Raw genomic sequence first — 20,042 nt, forward strand, 5'->3', positions numbered from 1 at the left:
CTTTGGGTAATGTTGTAAAACCCATTTTCCACGCTCATGAAAAACTATTTTACCGTATTCTGGAGTCTTTGTCTGTATGCAATAAGTCTCATCAGTGCCTGGGCGCAAACGCCCAAGCTCAGTCTACAGTCGTGGGTAACTGGCCTGACCAAACCGGTCGATATTGCTCATGCCGCAACGAACCGGCTGTTTGTCGCCGAAATGGGCGGTAAAATCAAGATTGTTGAGTCAACCGGCGCGGTTCTTTCGACGCCTTACCTTCAAATTCCGGTCAGCCGGCTGGCTGATGTCGAATACAACGGGATTTACAGCCTCGCTTTTCATCCCAATTTCACGAACAACGGCTACTGCTTCGTTTTTTTCAATCAGAAAGACGGGCAGGGCGTTTTATCCCGGTTTACCCGAAACGGGACCAATCCGAATGTGGCCGATCTGGCGAGCGAGCAGGTGCTGATGACGTTTCCGTTTCCGGGTAAAGGCCACCGGGGCGGCAAACTGCTGTTTGGTCCGGACGGTTATCTGTATATTTTTATCGGTGATGACGGTAACGTGGGTCGTGGCCAAACGGGTGATGTGCTGGGGAACGCTCAGAATCTGCAGAAACCGTACGGCAAAATTCTGCGCATCGATGTCAACAGCGGATCGCCCTACAGCATTCCGCCGACGAACCCTTACCTGACGCTCAACGACGGCATTCCCGATGAAATCTGGGCGCGCGGTTTGCGCAACCCCTGGCGGTGTAGCTTCGACCGGGAAACCGGCGATCTCTGGCTGGGCGACAACGGGCAGGATGGATACGAAGAAGTTGATTTTGTGGCAGCAACTACTAACAAAACCGTTCCAGCCGCCCAGAACTTCGGTTGGCGGTGCTACGAAGGGGCGCACCCATACGCGACGGCGGATTGCCAGTCCGGCACTAACTTAGTCATGCCCCTGCACGAGTATGCCGGTTTTTCGAACAACGGCAACAAAGAAGCTTCGGTTTTGGGAGGATATGTCTACCGGGGCACGACGTATCCGTCGCTTCGGGGTTGGTATGTATACGGTGATTACGCGCAGGGCAAACTGTGGCTGCTGCGCCGGGAGGCCGATAACACGTATCAGAATAGGCTGCAAACCCCAACTCTGGTCAATCCAATCAGCTTTGGCGAAGATGCTAATGGCGAACTTTACGTCCTGACGTTCAACGAAGGAACCTTGTACCGGATTACAACGACTGAAGCTCCGGTTGTCACGAATCGGCCGCCCGTGGCCCCGACACTGAGCGCCCTGAACGGAACGGTTGGACAGGCATTCTCCGCCACCTTGCCGGTTTTTACGGACCCCGATGCGGATCCATTGACGTACACACTGGCGGGTTTGCCAACGGGTCTGAATTTCAACGCCACTTCGCGCCAGATCAGCGGAACGCCGACGCAGCCAGGCACTTTTTCCCTGGTTTATTCAGCGACCGACGGTTTTTTGAAAACCGATGGATTTATCACGCTGACGGTGACCCCGGGCAGTGTGGTTGTCTCCGGGAACTTTGAAGGCTATCTGGATCAAGTCAACTGCGGCACCATCTCGGGTTGGGTCTGGAACCGCGACAAACCCAATACGCCCATTATGGTTGAGTTTCTGGATGGAACAACGAGCACGACAGCGGTTTTAATCGGCAGTACGCTGGCGAATATCTACCGGCAGGATCTGAAGAATGCGGGAAAGGGCAATGGCGAACACGGCTATAGTTTTGTCGTACCAGAGTGTCTCAAAGATAACCAGACGCATACCATCTGGGGCCAGGTGCAGGGATCAAACTATATTCTGAAATGGGCGCCCAAAACGCTGACTTGTGCAGGGACAGGCATTCCTCCGGTGAACCAGCCCCCGGTAGCTCCGGCGGGTTCTTTCCTAACGGCAACTGTTAACCAAAGTTACACTTCGGTGGCTCTGCCGGTTTTTACCGATGCCAACGGGGATGTGTTAACCTATGCGCTGACGGGTTTGCCTAACGGTTTGACATTCGATGTCGCTACGCGGGTGATTAGCGGGATGCCAACCGCATCGGGTACGTTCAACCTAACGTATTCGGCCACGGACAACAAGAGTGCCCCGGTTACAACCGCCGTGTTGCTAACCATCAATGATGCGGTTACGCCACCGGTCGTGGTTACGGGCAATTTCGAAGGATATTTATCGATGGTCAACTGCGAGGAAATGCGGGGTTGGGTCTGGGATCGGGATAAGCCCAATACGCCCTTGCTGGTTGAGTTCTTTTCGGATAACGTTTCGATCGGGACGGTGGAAGCCAGAAATTTCCGGCAGGATCTGAAAGATGCCAAAAAAGGCAACGGCGAACACGGCTACATCTTTTCGACGCCTTCAGTGGTCAAAGATAACCTCAGTCACCAGATCAGTGCGAAGGTGAAAAATAGTGTGTACACGCTCAAATCCCCCATGTCGTTACGATGTGCCCCCTCGGCGCGGCTAGTGGCTCCGACGGCGGAAGGTTCGCTGGAAGTGGTGGTTCGCGGTAATCCGGTCACCGGCGATGCCGTAGAAGTTGAAATCCGAGGGGCAGAAGGGCAGACGTTACTTCTCCAACTGAGTGATCTGTATGGGCGACCAATCAGCGAGCGATCCATCGAGCGCGCCCATCCGGTAGAGCGACAAACGCTGCCTGTAACCGGACACCCGGCGGGCTTGCTGTTGCTGCGCGTTAGTACGGCATCGCAGGTCAAAACCGTTCAGATTGTCAAGACATAGCATTGGGCGTGGGGGAGGGCAGCGGGTTGCTAATGGCCTATTTTTTCGAAGCAACCCGCTGCCCTTACCCCTCGGCCCGCAACACCTCCAGCGGTGGGCGCACCAGCACTCCGCGGCTGTTGAACAGACCAATGATGATGGTCAGGCTGGTGACGATGCCGACAACGGCCAGCAGCGGGACGAAATTAGGCGTAAAGGCTACTTCGAAGACGAAATAGGCCAGCGCCCAGGTTCCGAACAGTGAGAGGACGATGCCCGAAAAAGCCGCCAGCATGCCCAGAAACAGGTATTCGATCAAGGTGATGAGCAGAATCTGACGGCGGTTGGCGCCCAACGTTCGCAGCAAAACGCTTTCCTGAATACGCTGGTATTTACTGATAATCACCGAACTACTCAAGACCAGCAAACCGGTAATGATGCTGAATAAAGCCATAAACCGGATCACGAAAGAGACTTTCTCCAACACCTCGTCGATCGTTTGCAGGATCAGCCCCAGGTCGATGGCCGACACGTTCGGGAAATTCGTCACCAGATCGCGCTGAAACGTGGCCGATTGTTGGGTATTGTCAACCCGCGTCATCAGAACGTGAAACTGCGGAGCCTGCTCCAGCGTGCCCGTGGGAAAAACAATCAGGAAATTCGTCTGAATGCGGTTCCAGTCCACTTCGCGCGTTCCACCGACGATGGTTGGAATGAGCTGCCCCTGCACGTTGAACGTCAATTTGTCGCCCAGCTTCAGCTTCATCCGCTCCAGGTAGGGTTTTTCCAGTGAAATATAAATGCTTTGACCGGTTCGGTACGGCGCTTTTCCGGCAGCCAGTTTTTCCGAACTGATGAGCGAATCGCGGTAGGTCACGCGGTACTCGCGGGTCAGCGCCCAATCCGGTATTTTGGAACTCGTATCTTTCTGAATGGCTTCCACCGAGCGGCCGTTGATTTCGGTCAGCCGCATGGTCACCATCGGTACATTCTGCAAAACCGGCAGTTTGTGTTGTTTCACCAGTTCCTGAACCCCGGCCTTCTGCTCATTCTGAATGTCGAACAACACCATGTTGGCCTGATTGCCGCTGGATGAAAGTTGCACCCGGCTCAGTAAAAGCGTTTGGGTTAAGTATAAAGTTGCAATCAGAAACGCGCCCAAACCAATGGATATTACGAGAATAAGTGTCTGATTGTGTGGTCGGTACAGGTTCGCCAGACTTTGCCGCCAGATGTAACTCCACGAAACCGGGAAAAACCGGCGCACCAGAGCCATCAGCAATTGGCCAATGCCCGTCAGAATGCCAAAAGCGAACGCCAGACCGGCCGTAAAACCGACCGCCGTTTTCCAGTCGCGGATTTGCCAATACGCAAAACCGGTGATCGACAGAATGATCAGCCCGTAAACCGCCCACTGGAGCGGATCGCGACCGGTCACATCGTCGTCGTAGGAACTGCGGAGCGTGCGCAGCGGAGCGATTTTACGAATCACCAGCAACGGCAGCAGCGCGAATAAAATGGCGATGACCAACCCCGCGCCAACGCCCTGCCCAACGGCTTTCCACGAAATCACCGTCACGACTTCGACCGGCAGAAAACTACCGAAGACCGCCGGAAGTATCAATTGAACCACCGAACCCAAAACCGCCCCGACGAGCGCACCCAGAAAACCCATCAATGAGGTTTGGATGAGGTAAATCAAAAACGCCTGACGACCGCTTGCACCCAGGCAACGCAAAATCGCTACCGACGAAACTTTCTCTTTGACATACAGATGCACGGCGCTGGCCACGCCCACACAACCCAGCAGCAGGGCGACAAACGCAACCAGATTCAGGAACTTCGTCAGGTCGGCGAAAGCCCGGCCGGTTTGTTCCTTCCGTTCCGTCACCGTATCGGAATTGATGCCTAATTTATCGAGCCGGTCTGAAATGCTTTTGACGTATTTATCAACGTCGGTGCCGGGTTCAAACTGGTAATAGGAGCGGTAAGTCGCCCGGCTACCACGCTGCAACAGACCGGTTTCCGGCAGAAAGGCGTGCGGAATAAAAACCGTGGGCGCCACCGTGGTCGTCACCGCCGACTGGCCGGGAATTTTCATCACCCGCCCCGCTACGTAAAACATCAGTTTGCCAACTTTCACCGAATCACCCGGTTTAGCGTTCAACTGAATCAGCAGCGCATCGTCGACCAGCGCAATCCGTTCCCGGTTTTGACTTGCCTTGCGAAACCGCGAAACCGCATCGGCGGGCAGGGTTTCCCACGCGCCGTAATACGGAAATTTCCCCTGAAGGGCTTTTACCTGCGCCAGCCGAACGCCCTGCGAACGTGGAAAAAAGACCATCGACGGAAACGCTACTTCCCGGCTGCGCTCGGGGCTGATTTTGGCCAGAAAAGCTTCGGTTTGTTTCGTGGCTTCTTTGCCGGACGATAGCACCAGGTCGGCACCGATCAGCTCGCGGGCCTGCTCATCGACACTGCGGGAAAGATTATCACCAAACGAATTGATGGCCACCAGGGCGGCAATGCCCAGCACAATGGCCGACATGAACAAAAACAGCCGTTGCCGACTCCGGCGGCTGTCGCGCCAGGCCATTTTCCACAACCACGGATCGAAAATCGACGCGGTTTTCGGAATTATTTTGGGTGGAAGTTGACGATCCATCAGTTCGTTGCGATGCGGTTTTCGGTCAGCGTATCCGACACCAGATTGCCGCCTTTGATGCGGATGATGCGTTGCGTACGGGAGGCCAGTTCAAGGTCGTGGGTCACCAGCACCAGCGTGGTTCCGGCTTCGCGGTTCAATTCGAAAATCAGATCGACGACGGTTGAACTGGTGTCGGTATCCAAATTGCCCGTGGGTTCATCGGCGAACAGGATTTTTGGCCGGTTGGCAAACGCCCGCGCGAGTGAAACGCGCTGCTGTTCACCGCCGGATAACTGCGTCGGGTAATGGTGACCGCGTTGACCCAGACCGACGCGTTCCAATAGTTCTTTAGCGGTTTTTCCAGCTCCTCTTTCACCCCGTAATTCCAGTGGAACCATCACGTTTTCCAGCGCCGTTAACGTGGGTAATAGTTGGAAATTCTGAAAGATAAAACCGACGTATTGATTGCGAACAGCCGCCCGTTCGTCTTCGCTGAGGGTGTCTAATTTGATGTTATTCAGGTAGATACTGCCCGAAGATGCCCGATCGAGCCCGGCACACAGGCCGAGTAACGTGGTTTTGCCGCTACCGGATGGGCCCACAATGGAAAAGGTATCACCGGGTTGAATTTCAAAACTGACCGAGTTCAGAACGGTTAATGTTCGACCGCCACTCTGGTAGGTTTTTGTCAGGTTTTCGGCACGCAGAATGCTCATAAGTAGATTGCTTAACGGAATGGTTACATAACCAATTCATCGCCCTTTTATTCACCCCGCCGAACGGAATATTTGATAAAGGGCAGGAAATGGGGCTAAATGGATAAAATACCGTTATTTTTGTTTGAACTAGCCTGAAACTTCATCCTGAAAATTGCGTAATCGATGAATTTACTGAAAATGAGGCCGAATTCCAACGGCTGGATGGCCGGATTGTTGCTGATTTTATGCGTAGTCGGGTGTACTTCCAAAACCGAAACGAGTCAGACACAGGACGAAAAACCGGCTGTTTCCGACAGCACGTCAAAACCAGCCGAAGAAAACCGCCAGAAAACCATTCTGTTCTTTGGCAATAGCCTGACGGCGGGGTATGGTCTGGACCCGGCGGAAGCTTTTCCGGCGCTGATTGGCGAAAAAGCCAAAGCTGCCGGGTTTGATTATCAAGTAATTAACGCTGGCGTGAGCGGAGAAACAACGGCCGGAGGCAAAAGCCGGATTAGCTGGGTGATGAATAAACCGGTCGATGTATTTGTGCTCGAACTGGGCGCCAACGACGGCCTGCGCGGTATTCCGCTCGATGCTTCGAAGAAAAATCTGCAAGCCATCATCGATACGGTTAAGCTGAAAAGCCCGCAGGCCCAGATCGTCATTGCGGGTATGCACATTCCGCCGAATCTCGGGCCCGATTATTCGGGGCAATTCTACCGGATTTTTATCGATCTGTCCCGGAAAAACAAGGCCGCATTGATTCCGTTTCTGCTCGACGATGTAGCCGGTATTCCGAAACTCAACCAGGCCGACGGCATTCACCCCACGGCAGAAGGCCACAAAATCGTGACCGAAAACGTCTGGAAAGTATTGGAACCGCTGCTTCAGAAACAGGAGCTGTAAGGCGGTTTTTGGGTATAAAGTTGAATAAAAACCAGGTATAAACATTACCAGCCTACGGTTTTAACCGTGGGTCAAGGTGTAAAATGGCGATCCTATTGAACCGTTTCAACGGTTTTGAAAGCCCAAACCGTTGAAACGGTTTCTGTTCATCCCGATTTGCCGCACAACCCCCCGGTTAAAACTGTGGGCTGATAGTTCGATGTTGATCTGATACCTTGATTGTTAGAGTAAAAATATTCTGTCTTTCAGGTAATTAGTGGCTATAAACGATAAACCCTTTCCTCCCTTCGCATGCGTAAACTTCTAAACAACCTGACGTTCCGTGTATTGGTCGCGATTACGATCGGGGTGCTGATCGGCCACTTTTTCCCGACAATGGCGGCCAAACTCAAGCCCCTCGGCGATTTGTTCATTAACCTGATCAAAATGGTGATTGCGCCCATTATTTTCCTGACCATCGTGTTGGGAATCAGTAATATGGGCGATTTGAAAAAAGTAGGACGCGTAGGAGGGAAGGCGTTGCTGTATTTTGAAATCGTAACCACGGTCGCGCTCGTAATCGGGATCATTATCGCCAACTGGGTAAAACCGGGCGCCGGGATTCAGGCGGCTTCGCTGAAAGGCGGAGATATTTCGGCGTATACCGCTCAGGGGAAAGACATGGATTGGGTCAAGTTTTTCCTGCACGTCGTGCCCGACAACGCCATCAAAGCCTTTGCCGAGGGCGAAATTTTGCAGGTGCTGGTTTTTTCCGTTCTGTTTGGCATCGGCCTGACCAACATGGGCGAGCGCGGCCATTCGCTGATTCATACGTTCGAAAAACTGTCGCGGGTGTTTTTCAACATCCTGAACGTGGTCATGAAACTGGCTCCGCTGGGCGCATTGGGCGGGATGGCGTATACCGTCGGTAAATTCGGGCTGGCAACACTGTTGCCGCTGGCGAAGTTGATGGGAACGGTTTACATGACGATGTTCCTGTTCATTTTTGTGGTACTGAACCTGATTTTACGGTATTACCGCGTCAGTTTGTGGAACGTTCTGAAGTACATCAAAGAAGAATTGCTGATCGTTTTCGGTACGTCGTCGTCGGAATCGGCGCTGCCGCAGGTGATGGACAAACTCGAAAACATGGGTTGCTCGCGCTCGGTGGTGGGGCTGGTCATTCCGGCGGGCTATTCGTTTAATCTGGACGGCACGACCATTTACCTGTCGATGGCGACGATTTTTCTGGCGCAGGTTTTCAGCGTGGATCTGACGCTGGGCCAGGAGTTGACCATCATCGGCATTCTGATGCTGACGTCGAAAGGGGCTGCGGGCGTGACGGGCAGCGGTTTTATAGTGCTGGCATCGACGCTGACGGCGGTGCACGTGATTCCGGTTGAGGGACTGGCGTTGCTGCTGGGTGTCGACCGGTTTATGTCGGAAGCCCGCTCGATTACGAACATCATCGGAAATACCGTCGCCACGATTTTCATTGCCAACAACGAGAACGAATTTGACCGGAAGAAGATGCTGAAAGCCTTTGGCAAGCTGGAAAAAGAAGAGCTGACGGATTATAAATACTGACGGTTTTATAGGAACGCTGATCAAACGGATTAAACAGATTTTCACGGATAAAAATCCGTGTTGATCTGTCCCACCCGTTAAATCCGTGTTCCCATCCAAACACATTTGATAAAAAAGCCCTGCGATGTCGGCGTAAAAAATGTATTTTTGTTTGCAGCGATTGCAAAATAGAGTTCAGGGGCGCGTCAGTGCATATCAACGTAATGGAATGAGAGTTTCGGGAGTTTGGGCAGGAATTATTGCCGTCTTTATTATTGTCGGGTGCGATTCGAGTGAAGACAAAAAATTGAAGCGTTCGGCGAACGCCATGCACAATTGCGCCGAAGACCAGACCTTGAGTGCCAGTGAGGAGCGCGCCATTCGCCAGCAAATCGGTGCCGATGCGAAAATTCGGCGGATTGAAGAGATTATTCGCGGAAAAGTCCGGGCCGGTTTTAATGGCAACGTGCTGATCGCGCAAAAGGGCGTGATCCTTTACCAGAATTCGTTCGGGCTGGCCCATTTCGAGCGTTCTTCCCGCGATTCGCTCAACACCAATTCCAAGTTTCAGCTGGCGTCGCTCTCCAAGACGTTCACCGCCGTTGCTACTCTCAAGCTGATCGATGCCAAAAAGTTAAGCCTGACCGATACGATTCAGAAGTTCTTCCCGGATTTTCCGTATCACGGTATTTCGATCGAAAACCTGCTGTCGCACCGGAGCGGTTTGCCCAACTACGCGTACGCATTTGAAGACAGCATGCGGACGAATTTTTACAAGTTCGAAAAACCGTATCCGACCAATACCGAAATCATGCACTGGTTTGCGAACGTGCATCCGACGCCCCAGCGCTACAACATTCCGGGCCGGACGTTCAGCTACAGCAACACCAATTACTGCGTGCTGGCGGCCATCATCGAGAAAATCACGGGCATGTCGTTCGACCAGTTTGCCAAGAAAAATATTTTTGAACCCCTCGGCATGCGCAATACGTGGGTTTCGACCACCCGAAACGATTCCATCAACCAGTACCGCACGGCCGGTTATCAGTGGAACCGCCGGATTCCGAAGGATTACTATGATAACGTGGTGGGTGACAAGGGAATCTACTCGACGGTCGGCGATTTGTTCAAGTGGTACCGGGCGCTCAACGGCGACTGCCTGCTCCCCAAAACGCTGCTGGCTCAGGCTTTTCTGCCCCGCAGTTTCGAACGCAAGGGCACGAAAAATTACGGGTACGGTTTTCGGATGTACGTCAACAACGAAAATCAGCCGGAATACATTTACCACACGGGCTGGTGGAAGGGCTACAACAGCATTTTCTGGTTCAGTCCGAAAGACGATTTCGTGATTATCATGCTCGGAAATCGTTACAACAAATCGGTGTATCAGATCAAGGAACTGCTGGAAGTGCTACACGGTCACCCGGCGAATGCCGAACCCGAAACCGGTGAAGTCGACGTCTAACCGTTTTCTTTTTCGATGTCCTGGTTGTAATGCAATCCCCGGTTATCGTGCCGGGCCATGGCCGCTTTGATGACCAGATACGCCACTTCGATCATGTTCCGCAGCTCGCAGATCCGGCTCGACACTTTCGACTGCCGGTAGAGTTCTTCGTGTTCCAGGTAAATGAGTTCCAGCCGGTCTACGGCCCGCTTCATCCGGCGGTTGGTCCGCACAATTCCCACGTAGGTCGACATGATCGACTCCAGTTCACGCTGCATTTCCGTCACCAGCACGAGCTCTTCGGGGTGCGTCGTTCCGGCATCGTTCCATTCCGGCAGGTTTTCGGGAATGGCCGCTTCTTCGTAATGTTCGACGGTTTTCAGATACGCCCGATGGCCGAAAACCACCGCTTCCAGTAACGAATTGGATGCCAGTCGATTGGCTCCGTGTAAACCGGTGCAGGAACATTCTCCGGCGGCATACAGGAAATTGATATTTGTTTGCCCGTATTCATTGACTTTGATGCCTCCGCACAAATAATGCTGTGCCGGAACCACCGGGATGTAATCTTTTCGGATGTCAATTCCCAGATTGTCAAGACAATAGGCCGTGATGTTGGGGAAATGCTCGACAAATTTGTCGTAATCGCAGTGGGTCACGTCCAGAAAAACGTGCGGATCCCCGGATTTTTTCATTTCGGAGTCGATGGCGCGGGCCACAATGTCGCGCGGAGCCAGCGACAGGCGCGAATCGTAGTGCTCCATAAACGTCTCGCCCTTCATGTTTTTCAGAATACCGCCAAAACCGCGTACGGCTTCCGAAATCAAAAAGCTCGGTTTTTTGCCCGGTTCATACAAAGCCGTGGGGTGGAACTGGATGAATTCCATGTCTTTACAAATCGACTTGGCGCGGTAGGCCATCGCAATGCCATCGCCCGTCGCAATGGTCGGGTTGGTCGTGCTTTGGTAGACGTTGCCAATCCCGCCAGTGGCCAGCAGGGTGGTTTTGGCCAGAAACATCTCGACCCGACCGGTTTGCGTATCGAGCACGTAAGCCCCAAAACAGCGGTTGTCGGTGTCGTAGCGGTGAACGGTTTCGCCGAGGTGGTGGCGTGTGATCAGATCGACGGCGTAATAATGCGTAAAAATCTCGATGGCGGGCAGCGATTGCGCTTTTTCCAGCAAGGCCCGTTCGATTTCGGCGCCGGTAATGTCTTTGAAATGCAGAATCCGGTGATCGGAATGCCCGCCTTCCTTTGCCAGATCGTAATCGCCGTCGTCTTCCTTGTCAAACCGGGTGCCGTAGTCAATCAGTTCGCGAATCCGTTCGGGCGCTTCCCGCACCACAATTTCGACCACCTCGCGTTTGCTCAGGAAGTCACCCGCGATCATCGTATCCTCGATGTGTTTCTCAAACGAATCCTCTTCGGCCCAAACGGCGGCAATCCCACCCTGCGCGTATTTGGTGTTGGTCTCGTCGGCGCGGACTTTCGTGATCACGGCAATGCGAACGGGGCGGCCGGTTTCTTCAAAATGAATCGCCAGTTTGGTGGCGTAACTCAGTCCGGCAATTCCGGAGCCGATGACGAGGAAATCGAAGTGTTGGGGCATAATTAAGGGGCGGTGTATAATCGTAGGTTAGTGAGTTCCTGTTCCAAAAGTTGTAGTTCTTCGGACCAAAGATCATTACCTACAAAGAACGTTTTAATGCGTTTAAAATGAGGATCATCCAGCAAAACCGTCGCAACGGTTGCACTATACGGTTTTGTAGCTTTTCCTAAATTCATTAGGTTTTCTAATGAAGCGGTAATTCTTATTTCTTCATCCGGTGTCAAACCGTCATCTGCCAGCTTGATAACTTGCTGATACTGTTTGTGCAGTTCCGTACGGACAGCAATGCCAATTTCCCGGCGTGGGCTGATTAATTGTTCCTCGTCGTTCAGTTTAAGAATAATAACAGAATTTTTCCCTTTTTGTGTTCGACCAAATAAGATGTAATCCAGCATATAGAAATGCTCCTTGGGATTGTCAATTACCGGGTTGACAATGGGATGTCTATTGGGATCTTTTTCTCGCTTGGCGTTATTGCAGTGGCGGCTGGAAGGGAGTAAATTCTCCCAATCCAGAACTTGATTAGGGTAGATTGATTTTGGAAAAAAATGTTCTACTTCCATTAACTTCCCTTCTTCCTGTAACTGGATTTCCGAGTAAGCACATTTGTAAGCGGACATTTCCAGCAATGCCTTCTTCAGGAAAGAGAAATCCCAAACTCGTAGTTCTTGATTTGAAATGAATTTGGCGGTTTGCTTTTCAATCCATTCTTCCGTCATTTCGGAAGGAGGATCAGTACGCTTTATTCGAATCATACTTAAGCGGGAATCAGCGACGACATTTGAATTTGCAATACTTTCCGTTGGTGACTGGAAGGAGAAAGAATTTTATCAAGTTCTTCGTAAGCGGTTTTAGCACCAGCATAATTTTCTTCCAGTAACGAATCTTCAAATTCTCGCATTAATTCCAGGTAACGATCTGACCTAGTTTTTTCACCCAAGTCCATCAATTCTCGCAAAATTTCTTCCACTGTCCAGCCTTGAAATGAACCAAATTGCTGGCGAACGTTAATACTTCCGGTCGCTTCGTCTTTTTCCAACATGACTAGATTTACATTCTCGGCTGACTGGACAATAAGCGGGCTGTGAGCGGTAACGATAAATTGTGTATTGGGAAATAAATCACTAAGGTATTTAATGATTTTACGCTGCCATTCGGGATGAAGGTGTAAATCAATCTCGTCAATTAAAACGATCGCAGGCCCGTGAAGCGGATCCTCTAAATCTGGATAGCGGTCGAACATTCGTTTGGCTAAATCTAATAGCCATGCAATAGTAGCTTGATAACCATATCCTATATCTTTTAACCGAACCCAATTTCGACCAATATAAATTTCAACAAAAGATTGGAGATTCTCCGTAGAATTGACCCTTATGTTTTTTATATCTGGAAATATATTACTATATAATAACAGGGTTTTAATTCTCTTTAATTGTATTTCAGCTCTTTGTTGATTTAATGGAACTCCAATTCTTGTTGCATAGTCAGTTTGCAAATACCATTCTTCAAAGTTCAATAATTCAACTCCTCGAAATAAGTTAGCAGTAGGGTGTCGTGATTTTGTCTCTAGTATACTTACCTCAGATATTTTTCTATTTATTCCATAACCATATATAATTAAATCTTCTTGATATTCACTAATAGCATCATAAATATATGCAGAATTAGATATAATTCCACGTTTGTTTAAATCATCTAAATTAATTATTCTATCTGTAATCTTTACACGTTTTATTTGGAAACTGTAATCGAAAAATGGAAAAAACAAATTGGGCCCTATCATTGGTCGTTCTTTATTGGAGATTAACCAACTAAAAAAGTCTTGAGATTCCAATAGTTCATTTTTCTTTCTTTTATTATTGGCTCTTCTTAATATTCCACGATACTTATTGGTATATTCAGCTAAGATTTCAAAATACGAAATGGCACCTAATAGTTTTAGAGTGGTTGTTTTACCTGTATTATTATTTCCTAATAATACGGTCCATTGAGCAGGTTTGCCAAGTTTATCTTTGAAGTTTATCTCAAAATTTCCCAAGAAACCTTTTATGTCTCTTAAATAAAGAGATATAAAATAGACTGATGTCTTGTTACCGGTTGCTAACATATGTATTTAGAATAATTGAGATCCTTAATAGAGTATTTAATAAATATGTCTATTAACTTACTCACTCGTCATATCTGAAAAGACCATCCTTACCTATACTTCATAAACCTACGTACAATCCTTGAAATCATCTAAATGAGAATTAAAGTCGTTGGCCATGTAAGTCACAAGACCTTTCATTGTCCCAAATTGCCTTTCTTTGGCAGGTTCAGATAGTTCAGCTACCGTTTCTGTAGATAAAACAATTTGTAAAGCCTGTTTTTCTTCCAGAGAAAGTTTCTTGACGGCTTGAAGTAACTCCTCAAATCCAACTTGGACGGTCAGTTCCATAACTTTTTTTTGGCTTTTTACTCACGTCAATTACCAATTAGTGCAGTTTCCAGGTCATGATCCGACCAAGTTGATACGGATTGAATTTCGTGCCGATAAGCTTCCATATCAAACGAATTAGGCCGTTCCTGTTTCTGCAGCAAAAAGGTAATGAAATCAATCACCTCTTTCTGATGATCATCACTTAGCTGCGTGTATTTCTCCAGTAAGTCTTTCATTAGTAGATCATTTTACAACCCCTTACTCATCTCCAGCATCCGCAACACCGAGGCTTCGGCTTTGACCCGAATGTCTTCGGGGACAAAAATCTCTGGTTTTTCGTAATACAACGTATTGTACAGCTTTTCCAGCGTGTTCATTTTCATGTACGGACACTCCGAACAGGCGCAGGTGTTGTTTTCGCTGGCCGGGGCCGGAATGATTTTCTTGTTCGGAACCGACTGCTTCATCTTGTGCAGAATCCCGGCTTCGGTGCCGACAATAAACACCTCGTCGGGCTGTTCCTTCACGTATTTCAACAGCGCCGTCGTCGAACCCACGAAGTCGGCCTGGCTCAGAATGTGTTCCTGGCATTCGGGGTGGGCGATGAATTTGGCTTCGGGGTATTTCTGCCGCAGGGCCGCCAGTTTTTCCTGCGAAATGTCGATGTGAACGATGCAGGCGCCGTCCCACAGCACCAGCTCCCGGCCGGTTTTCTTGGCCACAAACCGCCCCAGATTCGCATCCGGCGCGAAGATGATCTTCTGGTCTTTTGGCAGACTTTCCACAATTTTCACCGCGTTCGACGACGTACAGATGATGTCGGACAACGCCTTGATTTCTGCCGAGCAGTTGATGTAACTGATTACGATGTGATCCGGATATTTCGCCTTGAAAGCCGCAAACTCATCCGCCGGGGCTGAATCTGCCAGCGAGCAACCGGCGTTCATGTCCGGAATGACGACTTTCTTGTCGGGCGACAGAATCTTGGCGGTTTCGCCCATGAAATGCACCCCGCAAAACACAATCATCTCGGCGTCGGTGGCGGCTGCCTGCTGCGACAAACCGAGGCTGTCGCCAATGTAATCGGCCAGGTCCTGAATGTCGCCATCGACGTAATAGTGAGCGAGAATCACGGCGTTTTTCTCCTTTTTCATCCGCCGGATTTCGTCCATCAAAACCTGTTTATCTTTCGGCGTGGAGCGGCTGATGTAGCCAATCTGCCGAATTTCTTCATCTAACGTAAGTGGGATCGTTGCCATAGTGTATAAACAAAAACAAACGCTGATTTTCTCTGATTAACCCTGATTAACTCTGAGATACAATTATTACACAGGGTTAATCAGAGTGGATCAGAGGGGTCAATATGCTTTTAAGCTCATGTCGAGACTTCGGACCTGGTGGGTCAGGGCGCCGGACGAGATGTAATCGACGCCGGTTTCGGCGTAGGCCCGCAGGTTTTTTTCATCAATACCACCCGACGCTTCCGTGATGATCCGCCCATTGATCAACTCCACCATCTTTTTCAATTCTGCCGGTTCAAAATTATCCAGCAGCATGCGGTTGACGTGCCCGATGGTCAGCACTTCTTCCACTTCCTTCCGGTTCCGGACTTCCACCTCAATCGGCAGCGACCGGCCGGTGGTTTCCAGGTACTGGACGGCTTTGGTCACGGCGGCTGTAATCCCGCCCGCGTAGTCGATGTGGTTGTCTTTGATTAGAATCATGTCGTATAAACCGATGCGGTGGTTGTAGGCCCCGCCAATTTTAACTGCCATTTTTTCGCATATCCGGAAGTTCGGCGTCGTTTTGCGTGTATCCAGCAACCTGGTTTTCGTGCCTTCCAGCAGACTGACCATCGTCCGGGTGTGGGTCGCAATACCGCTCATGCGCTGCATGCAATTCAGCACCAGCCGCTCGGCTTTCAGAATCGACTGCGCCCGGCCGTCGACCGTCAGCACAATATCGCCGTAATGAATGGCCTGGCCATCTTCGATGTTGACATGAACCTGCAAATCCGGGTCAACTTCGTGAAAAACCGCCTGGGCCACTTCCACACCCGCCAGAATACCGTCCTGCTTCACCAGCAGCCGGGCGCGTTTCTGCGCATCGGCCGGAATGGTCGAGAGCGAGGTATGGTCGCCGTCGCCAACGTCTTCGGCTAACGCCAATTGAATAAACTCGTGTAAGGTCATGTTTACCTATTTCGGCGAAAGTTAGTGGACTTCTTGAAAAAATGCCTGAAAAAAAACCGATTTGCTTTCTTCCCGAACTATCACGAAATTTGTTCCCCGCTTCGGCGAACCGATCTAAACCATTCATGAAGCAACAGCGAAACGACTTTATTCGTTTAACGAGCCTCTTTCTGACCGGGTTGCTGCTACTGGTTGCATCGGGCGGTCCTTCGTGGCTGCCTGTTGAACAACTTCCGGTACCGCAAACTGTTCAAAAGCCGAAAAACGAAAAATCGACCGGCGATGCCCAACAGGTCATTGTTCAGGCCACGTCGTTTGATGCCGTTGTGACGCCCGCGCTAACGTTTGGGTTTACGCAAACGGTTTATTTGCTGCCTCCGACCGTTCTGTTTTTTCTGTTAAAACAAACGGTAATTCCCCGGCATTTTGAAATTCCCCATTTCTATTTTTCGTTTTTTCGCTTCGTTTTCGGGCATCACATTGCCATTAATGCACCCTGATGTTCTTTTGTTTGAAGTGAGAGTATAGACAAGAGACACTAGAATTATAACCGGATAGAATGCGGTTTTTCGATGTCTCCCAGCTTTTACTCTCCCGTTTTTCTTTAGTCATTTCTCTCATATCTCATCTCTTTATTCTACTTTTTCAATGCAAAACCGAGTCGGAATACTCATTCTGACGGGTGTAATTGCGCTATTATGCATTTACTACCTGTCGTTTACGTTCGTGTCGAACAGTATTAAAAATGACGCGACCAACTACGCTACCACTTCCAAGGGCATCGATTTCTCCAAAAAACAACACTACATCGATTCACTCTGGAAAGAACCGGTTTATCTGGGTAACACACTGGAGGAAGTAACCACCCGCGAGTTGGGTTTGGGTCTTGACTTACAGGGCGGTATGCACGTTGTGCTGGAAGTATCTCCTTCCGAAATCCTGCGTGGTCTGGCCGGAGGCTCCCGCGATCCGAAATTTGAACAGGCGCTGAAAAAAGCCCAGGAATCGCAGAAATCGGGGCAGTCGAAATTTGTGGATAACTTCATTAGTGCCTACAAAGAAGTAGCACCAAACACGAAACTGGCGACGATTTTTGCCAACAGTGCCAACCGGGGAAAAATCAACTTCCAGTCGTCGGATGCCGAAGTTCGGAAACTGATCAATGACGAAGTGGACGGTTCCATCAGCCGGGCGTTCCAGATCATTCAGGCGCGGGTCGATAAATTTGGGGTTGCCAACCCCAACATTCAGCGGTTACCGGGCTCGGGCCGCATTCTGATTGAATTACCGGGTGTCGATAATCCGGAGCGCGTACGTCGCCTGTTATCGGGTGCGGCTAAACTGGAATTTTCGGAAGTATATACGCTGAACGATGTGGCCGGTGGACTGGATCAACTGGGCGCTTACCTCGTGCAGATGGAAGCCGAACGGAAGCAGGCTGCGCTGAAAGGCACCGGAACCACGGCGGCTGCTACAACCGATACGACGAAAAAAGACAACTCGCTGGCCGCTCAGCTGGCTGCGAAAAACCAAACCGCCAAAGGCGACACGGCCAAGAAAGATACATCGGCATCGGCGGCCCAGAACGCGGCTTTGACGAGCCTGTTTGTTCCTATTTCGCAAAACCAGTTGGGGGTTTACCTGAAAGATACGGCCCGGGCCAATGACATTCTGAGCCGGGCAAATGTGAAAGCGCTGTTCCCGGTGGATGCCGCTTTGCTGTGGGACCGGAAACCGATCGTGACCAACGATAACAAGGAAATTCTGCCGTTGTATTTCATCCGGAAACCGGCGGGTAAAGCACCGCTGGAAGGTGATGTAATCGTTGATGCGACCAATGACTATGACGACCGTGGACGTCCGGAAGTAACCATGCGTATGAACGCGGAAGGAGCTCGTAAATGGCGTGCACTGACGGCGGCCAACATCAACCGGCCGGTTGCCATCATTCTGGATAACCTGGTGTATACGGCACCAACCGTTCAGAATGAAATTCCGAATGGGAGCTCCAGCATTTCGGGTAACTTCACGGTGGAAGAGACCAAAGATATGGCTAACATTCTGAAAGCCGGTAAGTTACCTGCGCCAACCAACATTGTTGAAGAAGCCGTTGTGGGAGCAACGCTGGGTTCAGAAGCGGTTTCGGCCGGGGTTCTTTCGTCGGTGGTGGGTCTGATCATTGTCTTGATTTTCGTAGTGGCTTACTACGGTAGCGCCGGTTTCATTGCCGACCTGGCCCTGTTTGTCAACCTGTTCTTCCTGTTGGGGATCATGGCTTCGCTGGGTGCGGTTCTGACCATGCCCGGTATTGCCGGTATCGTATTGACGATCGGTATGGCGGTCGATGCCAACGTACTGATTTTTGAGCGGATCAAAGAAGAGATGGCGCTGGGAAAACCGTTTAAACAGGCCATTGCCGACGGTTTTACGAATGCCTATTCGTCCATTATCGACTCGAACGTGACAACGCTGCTGACCGGTGTGATCCTGTTTATTTTCGGAACCGGGTTGATTCTGGGCTTTGCCACCACGCTCGTGATCGGTATTTTGACCTCGTTATTTGCCGCTATTTTCATCACCCGGATCATTCTGGAGCAGTACGTGAAGGGTGGTAAAACACTGCCTTTCGGTACCAGCTGGTCGAAAAACCTGTTCAAAGATTCAGCGTTCGACTTCGTATCGCGCCGGAAATTGTACTACACCATTTCGTCGACCATTATCGCCCTGGGTATCCTTTCCGTCATTTTCAAAGGCTTCGGTCTGGGTGTTGACTTCAAAGGAGGCCGCTCGTATGTGGTTCGTTTCGAGAAAAGCGTGAGCACCGACGACGTTCGGAATGCGCTGGAAAACCAATTACCCGGCTCGCTTGAAGTAAAAACGTACGGTGGCACGGGGGTTGGCGGTGCCAATCAGGTGCGGGTAACGACCAGCTACCTGGCGGATGCCACAACCCCGGAAGCCGATAAGGAAACCGAGGCCAAACTGCTCGGCGGCCTAAGCAAAATTCAGGGTAATAAAGGGTCCATCGAAAGTTCGCAAAAAGTAGGTCCGGCCATCGCCAATGACCTGATTTACTCGGCGCTCTGGTCGATTCTGATGGCCGTTGCCGTCGTCTTCTGCTACATTCTGATCCGGTTTAAGAAACTGGCCTTCGGCTACGGCGCGGTGGTCGCGTTGTTCCACGACGTATTGATCATTCTGGCTATTTTCTCAATCGGTAACGGTTTTCTGCCGTTCTCACTCGATATTGATCAGGCATTCATCGGTGCCTTGCTGACGATTATGGGGTATTCGATGAACGATACCGTGGTTGTTTTTGACCGCGTTCGCGAGTACCTGAACGATACGAAAGGTCGGAAAGAAAGTATTCCGGTCATTATCAACAACGCATTGAACAGTACACTGAGCCGGACTGCCGTAACCGGTCTTTCCACCATGCTGGTGCTGATCGTGTTGTTCTTCTTCGGTGGCGAAACCATCCGCGGTTTCTCGTTCGCGATGCTGATCGGGGTGATCGTGGGAACGTATTCGTCGTTGTTTGTGGCGACGCCGATTGTGGTCGATGCCCTGAGCCGCGACCAGCTCAACACGGTCGCTGCCACGCCGGAAGTTCCGGCAACCGGAAAAACCGCTCGCTCCAAAGCGTAAGGAGGCAATACTAAAAAAGGGATAAAGACCAGCGTTGTCTTTATCCCTTTTTTAATTTTCGGTTTTCTTTCATTGTCTAAGACCACAAAAGCGTTATTTTGCAAAACATTTAATCCGTAAAATTTTATTCGGTTATATATGGAGTCTACCAAAATAGCAGCACATTCCAAAAGCCAGCTTTGGGCGAAGAAGTCGATCTCGAAGCT

Annotated in this window: 15 protein-coding genes; 6 read left to right on the top strand and 9 right to left on the bottom strand. The window is 50.4% G+C overall.

The features are described 5' to 3' along the window. Positions 1 to 36: 36 nt before the first annotated feature. Entirely contained in the window at positions 37 to 2,745 is a 2,709-nt protein-coding gene (locus EHT25_RS14165; protein WP_124875519.1) for a PQQ-dependent sugar dehydrogenase, read from the top strand. A gap of 64 nt (positions 2,746 to 2,809) precedes the next feature. On the opposite strand, the gene EHT25_RS14170 is transcribed toward EHT25_RS14165, so the two are convergent. Together EHT25_RS14170 and EHT25_RS14175 are read right to left on the bottom strand one after the other, a co-directional pair. Beyond that, positions 2,810 to 5,320 carry an ABC transporter permease gene (locus tag EHT25_RS14170; protein WP_124876131.1) on the bottom strand — a complete coding sequence of 837 codons (2,511 nt, stop codon included), beginning with the start codon at positions 5,318 to 5,320 and terminating at the stop codon, positions 2,810 to 2,812. Positions 5,321 to 5,388: 68 nt separating this feature from the next. Further along, complete coding sequence (locus EHT25_RS14175) at positions 5,389 to 6,087, bottom strand: ABC transporter ATP-binding protein (RefSeq protein WP_124875521.1); 699 nt, start codon at positions 6,085 to 6,087, stop codon at positions 5,389 to 5,391. Between the two features lie 165 nt (positions 6,088 to 6,252). Here EHT25_RS14175 and EHT25_RS14180 point away from each other — a divergent pair, with 165 nt between their 5' ends. From EHT25_RS14180 to EHT25_RS14190, 3 genes are all read left to right on the top strand, one after another. After that, complete coding sequence (locus EHT25_RS14180) at positions 6,253 to 6,978, top strand: arylesterase (RefSeq protein ID WP_229311535.1); 726 nt, start codon at positions 6,253 to 6,255, stop codon at positions 6,976 to 6,978. A gap of 291 nt (positions 6,979 to 7,269) precedes the next feature. Further along, a complete protein-coding gene (locus EHT25_RS14185; RefSeq protein WP_124875523.1) occupies positions 7,270 to 8,544 on the top strand; it encodes a dicarboxylate/amino acid:cation symporter in 1,275 nt (424 codons plus the stop codon). Between the two features lie 208 nt (positions 8,545 to 8,752). Then, positions 8,753 to 9,988, top strand: a complete 1,236-nt coding sequence (locus tag EHT25_RS14190) for a serine hydrolase domain-containing protein (protein WP_229311536.1) — start codon at positions 8,753 to 8,755, stop codon at positions 9,986 to 9,988. Here the strand turns inward: EHT25_RS14190 and nadB are convergent. From nadB to nadC, 7 genes are all read right to left on the bottom strand, one after another. Next, on the bottom strand, positions 9,985 to 11,577 hold the full coding sequence (gene nadB / locus EHT25_RS14195; protein WP_124875525.1) for an L-aspartate oxidase: 1,593 nt from the start codon (positions 11,575 to 11,577) through the stop codon (positions 9,985 to 9,987). The two genes, EHT25_RS14190 and nadB, sit on opposite strands and share 4 nt — an antisense overlap. A 2-nt stretch (positions 11,578 to 11,579) precedes the next feature. Then, entirely contained in the window at positions 11,580 to 12,296 is a 717-nt protein-coding gene (locus EHT25_RS14200) for an HNH endonuclease family protein (RefSeq protein WP_124875527.1), read from the bottom strand. Positions 12,297 to 12,334: 38 nt separating this feature from the next. Further along, the gene (locus EHT25_RS14205) at positions 12,335 to 13,684 is read right to left on the bottom strand and encodes an AAA family ATPase (protein WP_124875529.1); all 1,350 of its coding nucleotides are present in this window, start codon (positions 13,682 to 13,684) and stop codon (positions 12,335 to 12,337) included. Positions 13,685 to 13,792: 108 nt separating this feature from the next. Then, positions 13,793 to 14,014, bottom strand: coding sequence for a DUF2281 domain-containing protein (locus EHT25_RS14210; RefSeq protein ID WP_124875531.1), 222 nt, complete (start codon positions 14,012 to 14,014; stop codon positions 13,793 to 13,795). 26 nt (positions 14,015 to 14,040) lie between these two features. Next, positions 14,041 to 14,232, bottom strand: a complete 192-nt coding sequence (locus EHT25_RS14215) for a DUF2281 domain-containing protein (protein ID WP_124875533.1) — start codon at positions 14,230 to 14,232, stop codon at positions 14,041 to 14,043. 12 nt (positions 14,233 to 14,244) lie between these two features. Continuing rightward, positions 14,245 to 15,168 carry a quinolinate synthase NadA gene (gene nadA, locus EHT25_RS14220; protein WP_498071983.1) on the bottom strand — a complete coding sequence of 308 codons (924 nt, stop codon included), beginning with the start codon at positions 15,166 to 15,168 and terminating at the stop codon, positions 14,245 to 14,247. Positions 15,169 to 15,354: 186 nt separating this feature from the next. Next, positions 15,355 to 16,188: a carboxylating nicotinate-nucleotide diphosphorylase gene (gene nadC / locus EHT25_RS14225; protein ID WP_124875537.1), complete on the bottom strand. Its 834-nt coding sequence runs from the start codon at positions 16,186 to 16,188 to the stop codon at positions 15,355 to 15,357. Between the two features lie 125 nt (positions 16,189 to 16,313). Between nadC and EHT25_RS14230 the strand changes: the two genes are divergently transcribed. Together EHT25_RS14230 and secDF are read left to right on the top strand one after the other, a co-directional pair. Beyond that, positions 16,314 to 16,688 carry a hypothetical protein gene (locus EHT25_RS14230; RefSeq protein WP_124875539.1) on the top strand — a complete coding sequence of 125 codons (375 nt, stop codon included), beginning with the start codon at positions 16,314 to 16,316 and terminating at the stop codon, positions 16,686 to 16,688. 148 nt (positions 16,689 to 16,836) lie between these two features. Next, on the top strand, positions 16,837 to 19,836 hold the full coding sequence (gene secDF / locus EHT25_RS14235; RefSeq protein ID WP_124875541.1) for a protein translocase subunit SecDF: 3,000 nt from the start codon (positions 16,837 to 16,839) through the stop codon (positions 19,834 to 19,836). Positions 19,837 to 20,042 lie beyond the last annotated feature (206 nt).

The sequence above is a fragment of the Larkinella rosea genome, from assembly GCF_003858635.1.
Lineage (GTDB): Bacteria > Bacteroidota > Bacteroidia > Cytophagales > Spirosomataceae > Larkinella > Larkinella rosea.